Below are 13,620 nucleotides of genomic sequence, written 5' to 3'. Positions count from 1 at the left end.
GTTTTCACTAATGTTAAAGACCACGACCTTCCGTCAGTTGCGCACGCTGCAGACCGTCGCGCGCGTGGGCAGCATCTCGGGCGCCGCCGATGAACTGCATCTCACGCAGCCGGCGGTCTCGTTGCAAATCTCGTTGCTCGGCGAAGCCGCGGGCACGCCGCTTTTGCGCCGCGTCGGCCGCGAAGTGCAGCTCACGGCTGCGGGCGAAGTAATGGCGCGTTACGCGAACGAAATCCTGAGCCTTTGGAACGAAGCGGGCGAAGAAGTGGCGGCGTTGCGCGGCGAACTGGGCGGCACGTTGCGCATCGGTGCGATCACGACGGCGGAATATCTCGTGCCGCCGCTGCTCGTGCGCTTCACGAAGGAGCGGCCCGGCGTGAAGCTGCAGTTTCGCATCGGCAATCGCGATGACATCGTCCGCATGCTCGCGACGAATGAAATCGATCTCGCGATCATGGGACGGCAGCCGCGCGAACTGCGCACGAGCGCCGCCGCATTCGCGAAGCATCCGATGGCGTTCGTCGCCGCGCCTTCGCATCCGCTGATGCGCGCGAAGCGCCTGCGTCTGACCGATCTCGAATCGGCGAATCTGCTTGTCAGAGAGCGCGGCTCGGGCACGCGCGTCGCGATCGAAGGGCTGTTCAAGGAAGCGGGTCTGAAGCTGCATGCCGCGTCCGAGTTATCGAGCAATGAAGCGATCAAGCAGCTCGTCGAAGCGGGACTCGGCGTGGCGTTTCTTTCGCTGCACGCGTGCGCGCTCGAAATGCAGGCGGGCTTGCTCTCGACGCTTCCCGTGCCTTCGACGCCGATCGAGCGCGCTTGGCATGTCGTGCATATGTCGGAGCGACGCCTGCCTCAGGTCGCCAATGCGTTCAGGGAATTCTTGATTCAGTCGGGAGCGGCCGTCGCGGGCCTGACTGCGCCGCCGGAAACGCACAAGCTGCGTTCGACGCGCAGAGAGAAGAAAACAGAAGTCGTTGCGGATGCAACTGGTGCCCAGGTCGGGACTCGAACCCGAACGCCTCGCGGCGCTACCCCCTCAAGATAGTGCGTCTACCAATTCCGCCACCTGGGCAAGGGGACCGAATTGTAGCGGGAAAATCGGGAAATGCGAAGGGCTTCGATCATCGCGTGCATCGTCGCGACGCTACTACAATATTCGGCAAAGCAACGGTCTCGTCGGATTCGCCTGAATAATCACATCGGTTCGCCCATACGGGAGCGTCCATGTTCGGCAACAGCTTGCGTTTCGAAGTGGGACCCGACTGGCAAGTCAACGTCGCCACCGATAGCTGGCTCATCGCGACGCTTCTCGTGATCGCCATGCTGCTGGCGATTTTCCTCGCGAGCGTCATCTGCTACTACCTGACGCGCTGGTTCATGCTCGTGATCGTCAACCGGCTCGCACGCAAGGAAGGGCGCAAGTGGCTGATCGCGGCGGAGCGACATCGCGTGTTTCATCGGCTTGCGCCGCTCGTGCCTGCCGCTATCGTCTATGCCGCGGCGCCGTTGCTCACGGGGCTCACGTTTCCGGTGATCCCGGCGCTCGGCAAGCCGCTCGCCATACTCGCGGCCTGCTACATGGTCTACACGATGGTGCGCGCGGCGCTTGCATTGCGCGACAGCATCGACGAGCGCTATAGCCACTTTCCTTCGGCGAGCGAGCGGCCCATCAAGAGCTTTCTGCAGATCGCCACGATCGTCGTGTATCTCGTCGCGCTGATCGCGGTCGTTTCGCTGCTGCTCGAGCGTTCGCCCGTTTATCTGCTCACCGGTCTCTCCGCGATCACGGCGCTGCTCATCATCATCTTTCGCGACTCGCTGCTCGGCTTCGTCGCCAGCATCCAGCTCGCCGCGTACGACATGCTGCGCGTGGGCGACTGGATCGAAGTGCCCGGATATGTCGCCGATGGCATCGTCATCGATATTGCCTTGAACACGATCAAGGTGCGCAACTTCGACAACACCGTCGTCATGTTGCCGAGCCAACTGCTGCTGACGAACAGCGTGAAGAACTGGCGCGGCATGGTCGCGTCGGGCGCGCGACGCTTGCGGCATGCGATTCACTTCGACGTGGACACGATCCGCTATCCCGACGACGCGTTGCTCGCGCAATTGCACGCAGCGATAGAACAGCCGCTCGTGACCGTCGAAGGCGAGCGCCGCACGAACCTCGGTTTGTATCGGCACTATCTCAGCGGATATTTGCGCGCGCACCCGGCCGTGCGTCGCGACATGCCGCTCGTGATTCGCCACGTCCAGTCCACGACGGCGGTCGTGGCACTGGAGATCTGCGTGTTCATCGACGAGATTCGCTGGGAGCGCTACGAGGCGTTGCTATCGGACATGCTCGATCACGCTTATGGCGTCGTGCCGTTTTTCGGCCTGCGCTGCTGGCAGCGCGAGCGTTCGGTGTCCGCGCCCTCAGGAAGGTGATCGAGCCATGCTTGCGTGATCGGCGCGGTGCTTGGGCACCGTTTTCAGCGGCGCGAGCACGCGACGAGCATCCTCGAGTTCCTTCCTCATTTCGTCGATGAGCCATTGCGCCACCGCGCGCGTGCTTTCCGACGGATTCGACGAGCGATGTTCGAGCACGTAATTGCAGCCCGTTTCGATGTATCGGTCCCACGCGGGAATGACCTTGCCCTCGTTCAACGGCGCCGCGATCGCGAGCAGCCAGCCGAGCACGACGCCTTGTCCGAGCATCGCGCATTGCACGGCGAGTCCGGGATCGGTGTGATGCACCGCTTCGCCGATGCCCTTGTCGGACAGCCCCGTCGCACGATGAAAATCCGCCCAGGAAAGCGTGGTCACGTCGAGATGAATATAGGCGTGACCTTCGATGCTCGCCGGCGTATCGAGCGGGCCGAATTCGGCGCGATAGTTCGGACTACAGACAGGGACGATGATCTCCGGACAAAGAAGAAGCGGTTCCTTCTCCGAACCCGGACCATGCAGCCGGATGCCGAGGTCCGCATCTTCGAGCGGTCCGTAGAGCCGCCCGGCCATCACTTGCAAGCGCAGATTGATGGAAGGAAACGCGCGGCGAAACCCCGCATAACGCGGCAAGAGCCACAAGGCGGCGAAGCCGCTCGCGAGCGACAGCGTGACGATTTCGCCTTGCGCATGATCGCGCTTGAGTTCATCGATGGTATCGCCGATCTGCCCGAAACCCGATGCAACGGCGCGCTGCAATGTTGCGCCGCGATCGGTCAGGGTAAGCCCTAGCTTCGTGCGATCGAAGAGCCTGAAGCCGAGCGCGTCTTCGAGACGCGCCACCATGCGGCTCACGGCGACGGGCGTCACGTTGAGTTCGCCGGCCGCCTTGGTGAAGCTCAAGAGCCGCGCGGATGTTTCGAAGACGAGCAGTGCCTGAAGGGACGGAAGTCGCAGACTCATACAACACCATGTTAAGGGGCGTGCATCCATTTGTAATTTGACGGCGCATATTGACCTCCTTACCTTGAGTCCGACGCTTACTTCTTCTCGCAGGCCATGACCACTGCTTCGTCGGACCCGTTGCTTCAGCCCTTTGCCCTCAGGCATCTCGTACTCAGAAACCGTGTGATGAGCACGAGTCACGCGAGCCGTCTCACGCGTGATGAATTCCCTCAGGAGGTTTATCAACGGTATCACGAGGAAAAGGCGAAAGGGGGTATCGCGCTGACGATGTTCGGCGGCTCGTCGAACGTCAGCCTCGACAGTCCCAATACGTTCCAGCAGATCAACGTCTCGACCGATGCCGTGGTGCCGCATCTGCGGCGCTTTTCCGATCGCGTCCATACGCACGGCGCAGCGCTCATGTGCCAGATCACACATCTCGGGCGGCGCGGCGATGCATACACGGAACCGTGGCTGCCGATGATCGCGCCATCGGCCGTGCGCGAAACGCTGCATCGGGCGATGCCGCAGGCTATCCACGATGCCGACATCAAACGCGTGATCCGCGACTTCGGCCTTGCGGCGAAGCGCTGCCGCGATGGCGGTCTGGACGGCATCGAAACGCATGCGGGCGGGCATCTCATCGGCCAGTTCATGGACCCGACCGTGAACCTGCGCACCGATAAATACGGCGGTTCGACGGCGAATCGCGTGCGCTTCGCAATCGAGGTTCACGAAGAAATACGCAAGCAGGTGGGCGACGATTTCATCGTCGGCTTTCGCTTCGCGCTCGAAGACGGATGCAGCTTCGAGGAAGGGCTGGAGATGTCGCGCATCCTGCAGAGCACGGGTCTGTTCGATTTCTTCAACGTCACGTTCGGGCGCATGGACACGAAGATGTCGCTCGCGGTCAACTCGATGCCGGGCATGTTCGTGCCGTCTGCACCGTGGCTGCCCAAAGCGGCCGCGTTCAAGCGCGCGGTCGATCTGCCCGTCTTCCACGCAGCGAAGATCGCCGATCTCGCCACGGCGCGTTATGCGATACGCGAAGGTCTGCTCGACATGGTCGGCATGACGCGCGCGCATATCGCGGAGCCGCATCTCGTGAAGCTCGTCGAAGCAGGCAAGGAGGATGAAGCGAGGCCGTGCGTCGGCGCATCGTTCTGCCGCAACTTTCGCGCGACGTGCATTCATAACCCGGCGACGTCGCGCGAGACGTATCTCACGCATGACATACCGGAGGCCGCGCAGAAGAAGCGCGTGCTCGTCGTCGGCGCGGGACCTGCGGGCCTCGAAGCCGCGCGCATCTGCGCGACGCGCGGCCATGACGTCACCGTGCTCGAGGCGAACTCGGAGGCGGGCGGACAGATGTTGCTCGCGGCGACGGGAAGCTGGCGGCGCGATCTTATCGGCATCGTCGACTGGCGCGTGGCGCAACTCGACAAGCTCGCTGTCGATGTGCGCTACAACCACTACGCCGAGTTGAGCGACGTGCTCGATCATGGCGCGGATGTGGTCATCGTCGCGACGGGCGGCCTGCCGAATCTGGATGCGTTGCCGGGCGGCGAGCTCTGCAAGTCCGTCTTCGATGCGCTCACCGAAACGCCGCCGCGCGAAGGCAGCGTGCTCGTTTACGACGGCACGGGCCGGCATAACGCGTATCTCTGCGCCGAGCGTTATGTCGATGCGGGCCTTGCTGTATCGCTCGCGCTCATCGACAGCGTGCCCGCGCAGGAAACCGGCGGACGCGGCGACGATCAGGTCTGGATGCGCAATATCGCGCGCTGGGATGTGCCGGTCCGCACGAACATCGAATTGATCGAAGTGAGCGCGACCGATGGCGGCAAGCGCCGCGCCGTGTTCCGTCATCATCTGACGAACGAGCTCGTCGAGATGGAAGCGGATCATGTCGTGGTCGAGCGCGGCATGCTCGCGGTCGAGGATCTCTTCGAAGCGGCGCGCATGTATTCGGCCAATGACGGCTACACCGATCTCGAAGCATTCGCGACAGGCAAGCCGCAACCCGAAGCGAAGGAACGCGAGGAAGGACAGTTCCACTTGTACCGCATCGGCGATGCCAGCGCGTCGCGCGATATCCATACGGCCATCTATGACGCCTATCGGCTTTGCATGGCGCTGTGAAGGCAGGTTGCATCTCATCCGTTGAAACGACAATGAACGAGCGAGGCTCACATGACATTGCCGAAGGACTTCGTAGTTGCCGATCCGAGCCGCCGCAAGGCGATCAAAACGCTTGCCGCGGCGGGTGCGGCGACGCTGATCTTGCCGGGCGCATCGTCGCTTGCATTCGCCGCGAACGAGCCCGCGCCGCAACGCGGCGGACGCATCCGCGTGGCGCTCGCGAATCAGTCGCTGATGGACTCGCTCGATCCCGCGAAGGGAACGCATACCGGCGATTACGCTCGTGCGTACATGTTCTATAGCGGCCTCACCGAACTGGACGCCGACTTCAAGACGCAGAACGCGCTCGCGGAGAAGCTCGAATCCGACGACTTCACGACATGGACCGTCACACTGCGGCCCAACGTGCATTTCCACGACGGCAAGCCGCTGACATCCGACGATGTCGTGTTCTCGTTGATGCGCCACAAGGACCCGGCGACCGGCTCGAAAGCGAAATCGATAGCGGATGGCATCAGCTCGGTGAAGGCGGCGGGACCGTTGAAAGTCGAGATCACGCTGACCGAGCCGAACGTCGATCTTCCCGCGCTGCTCGCGATTCCGCATCTCGTGATTGTCGCCGCGAACACGACCGATTTTTCGAAGGGCAACGGCACGGGACCGTTCACATGCAAAGAGTTCACGCCGGCGCAACGCTGCATCGGCGCGCGCAATGCGAACTTCTGGAAGCCGGGGCGTCCGTATCTGGATGAAGTGGAGATCATCGGCATCGGCGATGATGCAGCGCGCACCAATGCGCTGCTCGCGGGCGATGTGCAGCTCATCTCGCCACTGCCCGCGCGCGATGTCGACCGCGTGAAGCAGACCGGCAAGGTGACCGTGCTCGAAAGTCCGTCGCAACTCTATTCCGATCTCGCGCAGCGGCAGGACATGCTGCCGACAAAGAGCGCGGACTTCAACGAAGGCATCAAGTATCTGCATGATCGCCAGCGCATCGTGAACGTGATGTTGCGCGGACACGGCACGCTCGCGAACGATCATCCGGTGCCCGAGTGGCATCCATACTTCATGAAGGGATTGCCTCAGCGCACGTTCGATCCGGACAAGGCGCAGTTCCACTTCAAGAAGGCCGGCACGCCGGGCGCGCGTGCGGAGATCATCGCGCCGCCATCTGTCGAGACCGCGCTCGATTCCGCGATGCTGATCCAGCAGGCGGCGAAACAGGCGGGCGTCGACATCAACGTGCGCCGCGTGCCCGCCGATGGTTACTGGACGACCTACTGGATGAAGTATCCGATGACCTACGGCTCGATCCTGCCGCGCCCGACGCTCGATCTGCTGTACACGCAGTTCTTTCGCTCGAACGCGAACTGGAACGAGTCCGGCTGGAAGAACGAGCAGTTCGATCAACTGTTGATACAGGCGCGCCGCGAACGCGACGAAGCGAAGCGCAAGCAGATGTACGGCGACATGCAGACCATCGTCTACCAGAAGAACAGTCTCGTGATTCCGGCCTTCATCAACTTCATCGACGCGCAAAGCTCGAACTTGCGCGGCTTGAAGGGGACGCCGTCAGGACGCGTGATGGGCTATTGGTTCGCGGAGTTCGCGTGGCTCGCGAAGGCGTGACGATCGATTACCACACGGCCTGGCTCGTCAGCGCAAATTGCGTGAACGTCGCATCGGTGGATGGCTTGCCGTTGAGCGCCATCTGCTCGATGGTATCGACGAGCGGCAGGCCGAGTCCTTCCAGCCACGAGGAAAGGCCGTAACGCAAGGGCGTATCGATGCGCACGAACATGCCCGCGTTCAGCGCGAGCCAATAGCTGATCAGCGCTTTGGCGCGGTTCTGGTCCGCCGACTCGGGCGCGACGACCGGGCCGATCACGTGACCATCGCCGAAACGTCGGAAGAGTGCGAAGCCGATCAGTTCGCCATCGCGATCGAGTGCGATGCCGCTCGCGACATCGAGCAATTGCGGCATGAGTTCCGTGCGATCCAGCCCGCTTGCCCGCGATGCCAGCGCGGCAAGACGCGGCGTATCCTTCGCACCGATCGGACGGAGCCGTTCGCCCGGCGGCAGCGAAACGAGCGGCGGCTGAAAGGCCGCGCCCTGATGTTGATGAATGGTGTCGATGGTTTCGAAGCCGCGTTCCACGCAAAGCGGCTTGCCTTCGTTCGATGCGTGGATCAGCAGCATGCGCGGACCGAGCTTCGCACGCAGGCGGTCGAGCAGTCCGCGCCCGATGCCGCGCCGCTGATGTTCCGGCGACACGATGAACATGCCGAGCGTCGCCGCATCCGCGCCGAACTGAAACGCGAGCGCCGTACCGACGAGCGCACCGTTCTGATCGACCGCCGCGAAGCCGCTGCCGATACGCGCCGCGAAACGCCAATCGTCCGCGCGATGCCGCCATTTCACGGACGCGGACAACGCGTGCGCTGCAGGAAGGTCGTCGAGCGTGAAAGCCCGGTATTCGACCACTTCGTTATTGTTCGAGTCAGGCACGCGGCCTCCTCAGTTTGAAGACATTTACCGTGACTTTGACACCGCGCAGCGCGCATGGCTAGGACGATCTTCCTGTCCCGCACGGCGCGAGATTCCGCCGCGTGGTGCAACGCAAAACCGCAGGTTATCGCGGCAAGAACGCGCGCGCTGTGCTGAATCGGCAATTTTGTCGGCGAAATATGCCGGCGCGCTGGCCCTACGATGGAGTCATGTCAACGCAACATGCCGAGGAGGACTCACGCATATGGACCGGTTCGATCCTGCCAGCATCGTCATCAGAAGCGGGCACTTCATCGGCGGCGAACTGATCGATGCGGGCGCGTCGCGAATCGAGGTAACGCGTCCGTCGGATGGCGTCGCGTATGCCTCGGTGCCCGTCGCCGATGACGCGATGATCGACTACGCGGTGCAGAACGCCTACAGCGCGTTCAAAAAGAGCGACTGGGCCCGCCGCGCGCCACGCGAGCGCGCACGCGTGCTGCGCAAGTTCGCCGATCTCGTCGCTGCCGACGCTGCGAATCTCGCGCCGCTCGAAGCGATCGGCTCGACGCGGCCGGTGCGCGACGCATACAACTGGGACGTGCCGTTCACCGCCGAGAGCATCCGCTTCTATGCGGAGCTTGCCGACAAGATCGGCGGCGATGTTGCGGCAACGGATCATCGACATCTCGGCATGACGATCGCGGAGCCGTATGGCGTGATCGGCGCGATTGCTCCGTGGAACTTTCCGCTCGTGATGGGCATATGGAAGACCGCGCCCGCGCTCGCGGCGGGCAACGCGGTCGTGCTGAAGCCTTCGGAGATGACGCCGTTCAGCGCGTTGCGTCTCGCCGAGCTCGCGCTCGAAGCGGGCGTGCCGCCGGGCATCTTCAACGTCGTTCAGGGCGATGGCCGCACCACCGGCGATGCGCTCGTGCGTCATCCCCGCATCGGCAAAGTGACGTTCACCGGATCGACGCACACCGGCGCCGCGATCATGGCCGCATGCGCGCAAAGCGGCACGAAGCCGGTCACGCTGGAACTGGGCGGCAAGAGCCCGCAGATCGTGTTCGCCGACGCACCGCGCATCGATGAGGTTGCACGTCGCATCGCGGGCGCCATCACGGGGAATGCGGGGCAAGTGTGCGTCGCGGGATCGAGGCTGCTCGTGCAGCGCGGCATCGCCGAAGAACTGACGGATCGCATCGCGCAAGCATTCGGCGAACTGAAAGCGGGCGCGACCTGGGCTGCGGGCACGACCTTGCCGCCGATCATTTCGGAGCCGCAGGCGCAGCGCATCGATGCGATCGTTCAGCGCAGCATCGCGAACGGCGCGACCGTGCGTTGCGGCGGAATGCGTGCCGATGCCGCGACGCCCGGCGCGTTCTATTCGCCAACGTTGCTGTGCGACGTCACGCAGGAGAGCGACGCCGTGCGCAATGAAATCTTCGGCCCGGTGCTCACCGTGCAGTCGTTCGACACCGAAGAAGAAGCGTTGGAACTCGCAGCGCATCCGGACTACGGCCTTGCTGCGGGCGTGCATACCGCGGACATCGGTCGCGCGTTGCGCATGGTACGCGGCATCGAAGCGGGCACGGTATGGGTGAATCGCTATGGACGTACCAGCGATTTCGTGATTCCGACGGGCGGCTACAAGCGCTCTGGCATTGGCAAGGATCTCGGACGGCAGGCTTACGAAGCGAATCTGCGCTTCAAGAGCGTGCTCATCGATACGGAAGGCTGAAGCGCACGATCGTTCCAAACGTGCGCCGCATTTTCTGCTGTGGCGACGCCTCAAAACGCATGACTTATATCGTCGCGAGGCACGCATTCAACGCCATCAGTCATTTTTGCCTTGTTTAAATTTTCTCGACACTTCGCTGTTTCTTGTTTCAACCAACACACGACAGGACTGACATCATGATCGATTTCGAGCCGAAGTACATCACGTTCGACTGCTACGGCACGCTGACGAAATTCCGCATGGCCGACATGACCCGCGAGATGTACGCAGACCGCCTGCAGGGCGACGACCTCGAACAATTCGTCAAGTTCTTCGCGGGCTATCGCCGCGACGAAGTGCTCGGCGCGTGGAAGCCGTATCGCGACGTGATCGTCAATTCGGTGCGCCGCGCGTGCGAGCGCATGAACGTCGAATTCAACGAAGCCGAAGCCGAAAAATACTACCTCGCCGTGCCGACGTGGGGCCCGCATCCGGATGTGCCGGAAGGTCTCTCGCGTCTCGCGAAGAAGTACAAGCTCGTGATTCTGTCGAACGCATCGGACGATCAGATTCAGAGCAACGTCGACAAGCTCGGCGCGCCGTTTCATCGCGTGTTCACGGCGCAGCAGGCGCAGTCGTACAAGCCGCGCATGCAGGGCTTCGAGTACATGTTCGATCAATTGAACTGCAATCCGGAAGACGTGCTGCATGTGTCGTCGAGCCTGCGCTACGACCTGATGACCGCGCACGACATGGGCATCAAGCACAAGGCGTTCGTGAAGCGCGGCCACGAGCCGGGCACGCCGTACTACGAGTATTACGAAGTGGACACCATCGGCGATCTCGCCGGTCAACTCGGTCTGTAATCGAAGCCACTTCACGCGAGCAATGCCGATGAAACTCGACTCCTACTGGCTCGATACCGCGCCTTCGATCATCTCGACGTGCGAAGGCCCGGCGGATGGCCAGGCCGATGTCGCCGTGATCGGCGGCGGGTTCACGGGTTTGTCGGCGGCGCTCGCGTTGGCGAAGCGCGGCGCGTCGGTCGTCGTGCTCGATGCCGGGCGCATGGGCGGCGGCGCGTCGGGACGCAACGGCGGTCAATGCAATACGGGCGTCGCGCAGGATTATGCGGCGCTGCGCTCGCAACTCGGCGTGGAGCGCGCGCAAGGCTGTTATCGCGCGTATGCGGCGGCGGTGAGCACGGTCGAACGTTTGATCCGCGAAGAAAACATCGATTGCGACTATCTCGCGTCGGGCAAGCTGAAGCTCGCTGCGAAGCCGCATCATCTCGAACATATCGCGACGACCGCCGAGTTGATCCGGCGCGAAGTCGATCCGGATATCGATGTGCTCGATCGCGAGCAGGTCCGCAATGAAGTGCAGTCCGATGCCTTTCACGGCGGGCTGTTGCAACGTCACGGCGGACAGATGCATATGGGCAAGTTCGCCGTCGGCCTCGCGAATGCAGCGGCGAGGCAAGGCGCGCGTCTCTATGAGCACGCTGAAGTCACGGCGATCGCGAAGGAAGGCGGCGCCTATCGAATCGATTCGAAGCGCGGCACGTTGCGCGCAAGGCAAGTGCTGATCGCGACAGGGCCTTCGAAGCATGGACCGTTCGCGTGGTATCGGCGCAGGCTTGCACCGGTCGGCTCGTTCATCATCGTGACGGAGCCGCTGCCAGCGGAACAACTGAAGCAACTGTTGCCGCAGCGCCGCTCGTACACGACGAGCCGCCTGATGCACAACTATTTTCGCGTGACGCCCGATTCACGTTTGCTGCTCGGCGGACGCGCGCGCTTCACCGCGTCGGAACGTCCATCGGACGCTAAGAGCGGACGCATTCTGCAGGCGAATCTCGCAGCGATTTTCCCGAGTCTCGCCAGTGCGCGCATCGACTATTGCTGGGGCGGTCTCGTCGATATCACCGCGGATCGCCTGCCACGCGCGGGCCAGCACGATGGCATCTATTTCTCGATGGGCTACAGCGGCCACGGCACGCAGATGTCGACGCACATGGGCCAGATCATGGCCGACGTGATGAACGGCAACGCCGATGCAAACCCGTGGCGCGATTTCGACTGGCCCGCGATTCCGGGCCATACGGGCAAGCCGTGGTTCCTGCCGCTCGTCGGTGCGTATTACTCGATCAAAGACGTTTTCTATTGAAGCATCGAAAGCAAAGACAGACGGCCTTCATCCAATAACCAAGCCGTCGAACATTCACAGTCCCTATCGCGGAGAAGTTCATGAGCATCGACAAATCGCCTGAAGCACTCGTTCACGCCGATGCCGGCAAACGCCTGGAAGAACTGACGCGCCGTGGCGCGTCCCGGCGCAATGTCCTTCGCGCGATGGCCGCGGGCGGACTCATGTCAATGACGGGCGCGGGTCTGCTCACCGCGAGCGGCGCGGCTTTCGCGCAGGACAAGCCGAAGCAGGGCGGACGCATTCGCGTGGCGACGCAGTCGTCGTCAGCCGCCGATACGCTCGATCCGGCGAAGGGCGCGCTCGGCACGGACTACGCGCGCGGCTTCATGTTCTACAGCGGCCTGACCGAACTCGACAATCATCTCGGCGCGAAGATGGCGCTCGCCGAATCGCTCGAAACGAAAGACGCGACCGTGTGGGTCGTGAAGCTGCGCAGCGGCGTGCAGTTCCACGATGGCAAATCGCTCGCGCCGCAGGACGTCATCTATTCGCTGATGCGCCATAAGGATCCGGCGGTCGGCTCGAAGGCGAAGACGCTCGCCGATCAGTTCAAGGAAATCAAGGCGACCGGCCCGAACGAGCTCACGATCACGCTGACGGGCGCGAACGCGGACCTGCCCGTGATTCTCGCGGACTCGCACTTCCTCATCATCAAGGACGGCACGACGGACTTCAAGACGGCGGTCGGCACGGGCCCGTTCAAGCTGAAGGAGTTCTCGCCGGGCGTGCGTACCGTCGGCGTGCGCAACGAGAAGTACTGGAAGCCGGGCATGCCGCATCTGGACGAAGTGGAGCTGATCGGCATCGCGGACGAACCCGCGCGCGTGAACGCGCTGATGTCCGGCGACGTGCAGCTCATCAATGCAGTGAGCGCGCGCTCGACCGAGCGGATCAAGGGCACGCCGGGCTTCGCGGTGCTGGAAACGAAGACGGGCCAGTACACCGATCTCATCATGCGCGACGATGGCGGCATCACCGGCAATGCGGATTTCCGCCGCGGCATGATGTACCTGATGGATCGCGAGCAGATGCGCAAGACGATCTTCCGCGGCTATGGCGCGATCGGCAACGATCAGCCTATCGATCCGAGCAACAAGTACTACATGTCGGGTCTGCCGCAACGCGGCTTCGATCCGGACAAGGCGAAGTTCCACTTCCAGAAGGCGAAGCTCGGCAGCACGCCGATTCAACTGTACGCATCGCCGGCGGCGGAAGGTTCCGTGGAGATGGCCGTGCTGATGCAGCAGGTCGCGCCGCAAGCGGGCATCAATCTGCAAGTGACGCGCGTGCCGTCGGATGGTTACTGGTCGAATCACTGGATGAAGCATCCGCTCGGCTTCGGCAACATCAACGCGCGCCCGAGTGCGGACGTGATCTTCACGCAGTTCTTCAAATCCGATGCGCCATGGAACGAAGCGAACTGGAAGAGCCCGCAGTTCGACCAGATGCTCGTCGCCGCGCGTGGCGAACCGGACGATGCGAAGCGCAAGAAGATTTACGGCGACATGCAGGAGCTCGTGCATACGGACGGCGGCATCGGCATTCCGATGTTCCAGAGTTCGCTCGACGCGCATACGACGAAGCTGAAGGGCTTGGGCGGCATTCCGCTCGCGGGCCTGATGGGCTGGATGTTCGCGGAGAACGTGTGGCTCGAGGCATGAGCATGCTTTGAAGC

At 62.8% G+C, this 13,620-nt stretch carries 9 protein-coding genes, 1 tRNA gene and 1 pseudogene; 8 read left to right on the top strand and 3 right to left on the bottom strand.

Translation table 11 applies throughout. The features are described from left to right. Positions 1–10 precede the first annotated feature (10 nt). Positions 11–940 (top strand): annotated as a pseudogene (locus NCS67_RS27250) (LysR family transcriptional regulator); the annotation flags it as partial. A gap of 50 nt (positions 941–990) precedes the next feature. On the opposite strand, the gene NCS67_RS27245 reads toward NCS67_RS27250, so the two are convergent. After that, positions 991–1,075: transfer RNA gene (locus NCS67_RS27245), tRNA-Leu, on the bottom strand. A 152-nt stretch (positions 1,076–1,227) separates the two neighbouring features. Here NCS67_RS27245 and NCS67_RS27240 point away from each other — a divergent pair. Beyond that, positions 1,228–2,436, top strand: a complete 1,209-nt coding sequence (locus tag NCS67_RS27240) for a mechanosensitive ion channel family protein (protein ID WP_250437429.1) — start codon at positions 1,228–1,230, stop codon at positions 2,434–2,436. Here NCS67_RS27240 and NCS67_RS27235 read toward each other — a convergent pair. Continuing rightward, positions 2,425–3,399, bottom strand: a complete 975-nt coding sequence (locus NCS67_RS27235; RefSeq protein WP_250437427.1) for a LysR family transcriptional regulator — start codon at positions 3,397–3,399, stop codon at positions 2,425–2,427. The genes NCS67_RS27240 and NCS67_RS27235 overlap by 12 nt on opposite strands. Before the next feature lie 96 nt (positions 3,400–3,495). Here NCS67_RS27235 and NCS67_RS27230 point away from each other — a divergent pair, with 96 nt between their 5' ends. Both NCS67_RS27230 and NCS67_RS27225 read left to right on the top strand, forming a co-directional pair. Then, positions 3,496–5,523, top strand: a complete 2,028-nt coding sequence (locus NCS67_RS27230; RefSeq protein ID WP_502801605.1) for an oxidoreductase — start codon at positions 3,496–3,498, stop codon at positions 5,521–5,523. Positions 5,524–5,574: 51 nt separating this feature from the next. Continuing rightward, positions 5,575–7,152, top strand: a complete 1,578-nt coding sequence (locus NCS67_RS27225; protein ID WP_250437424.1) for an ABC transporter substrate-binding protein — start codon at positions 5,575–5,577, stop codon at positions 7,150–7,152. A gap of 7 nt (positions 7,153–7,159) precedes the next feature. On the opposite strand, the gene NCS67_RS27220 is transcribed toward NCS67_RS27225, so the two are convergent. Then, a complete protein-coding gene (locus NCS67_RS27220) occupies positions 7,160–8,032 on the bottom strand; it encodes a GNAT family N-acetyltransferase (RefSeq protein WP_250437423.1) in 873 nt (290 codons plus the stop codon). Positions 8,033–8,276: 244 nt separating this feature from the next. On the opposite strand from NCS67_RS27220, the gene NCS67_RS27215 reads away from it, so the two are divergent. The 4 genes from NCS67_RS27215 to NCS67_RS27200 all read left to right on the top strand — a co-directional run bounded on the left by NCS67_RS27215 (position 8,277) and on the right by NCS67_RS27200 (position 13,606). Next, positions 8,277–9,755, top strand: a complete 1,479-nt coding sequence (locus NCS67_RS27215; protein WP_250437421.1) for an aldehyde dehydrogenase family protein — start codon at positions 8,277–8,279, stop codon at positions 9,753–9,755. 176 nt (positions 9,756–9,931) lie between these two features. Then, the gene (locus NCS67_RS27210) at positions 9,932–10,600 is read left to right on the top strand and encodes a haloacid dehalogenase type II (RefSeq protein ID WP_008346995.1); all 669 of its coding nucleotides are present in this window, start codon (positions 9,932–9,934) and stop codon (positions 10,598–10,600) included. Positions 10,601–10,628: 28 nt separating this feature from the next. Continuing rightward, positions 10,629–11,903, top strand: coding sequence for an NAD(P)/FAD-dependent oxidoreductase (locus NCS67_RS27205; protein WP_250437420.1), 1,275 nt, complete (start codon positions 10,629–10,631; stop codon positions 11,901–11,903). Between the two features lie 80 nt (positions 11,904–11,983). Further along, the gene (locus NCS67_RS27200; RefSeq protein WP_250437419.1) at positions 11,984–13,606 is read left to right on the top strand and encodes an ABC transporter substrate-binding protein; all 1,623 of its coding nucleotides are present in this window, start codon (positions 11,984–11,986) and stop codon (positions 13,604–13,606) included. The last annotated feature ends 14 nt before the right edge of the window (positions 13,607–13,620 follow it).

It is taken from the genome of Caballeronia sp. ATUFL_F2_KS9A, assembly GCF_023630765.1.
GTDB lineage: Bacteria > Pseudomonadota > Gammaproteobacteria > Burkholderiales > Burkholderiaceae > Caballeronia > Caballeronia zhejiangensis.
The sequence above is the reverse complement of the archived record's forward strand: the minus strand, read 5'-3'. Positions and strand labels throughout refer to the sequence as shown.

What these genes read in the sequence shown, in the direction of transcription:
- NCS67_RS27235 (WP_250437427.1), bottom strand. Translation starts at nt 3,399, where the DNA reads ATGAGTCTGCGACTTCCGTCCCTTCAGGCACTGCTCGTCTTCGAAACA.
- NCS67_RS27205 (WP_250437420.1), top strand. Translation starts at nt 10,629, where the DNA reads ATGAAACTCGACTCCTACTGGCTCGATACCGCGCCTTCGATCATCTCG.
- NCS67_RS27225 (WP_250437424.1), top strand. Translation starts at nt 5,575, where the DNA reads ATGACATTGCCGAAGGACTTCGTAGTTGCCGATCCGAGCCGCCGCAAG.
- NCS67_RS27215 (WP_250437421.1), top strand. Translation starts at nt 8,277, where the DNA reads ATGGACCGGTTCGATCCTGCCAGCATCGTCATCAGAAGCGGGCACTTC.
- NCS67_RS27200 (WP_250437419.1), top strand. Translation starts at nt 11,984, where the DNA reads ATGAGCATCGACAAATCGCCTGAAGCACTCGTTCACGCCGATGCCGGC.
- NCS67_RS27230 (WP_502801605.1), top strand. Translation starts at nt 3,496, where the DNA reads ATGACCACTGCTTCGTCGGACCCGTTGCTTCAGCCCTTTGCCCTCAGG.
- NCS67_RS27240 (WP_250437429.1), top strand. Translation starts at nt 1,228, where the DNA reads ATGTTCGGCAACAGCTTGCGTTTCGAAGTGGGACCCGACTGGCAAGTC.
- NCS67_RS27210 (WP_008346995.1), top strand. Translation starts at nt 9,932, where the DNA reads ATGATCGATTTCGAGCCGAAGTACATCACGTTCGACTGCTACGGCACG.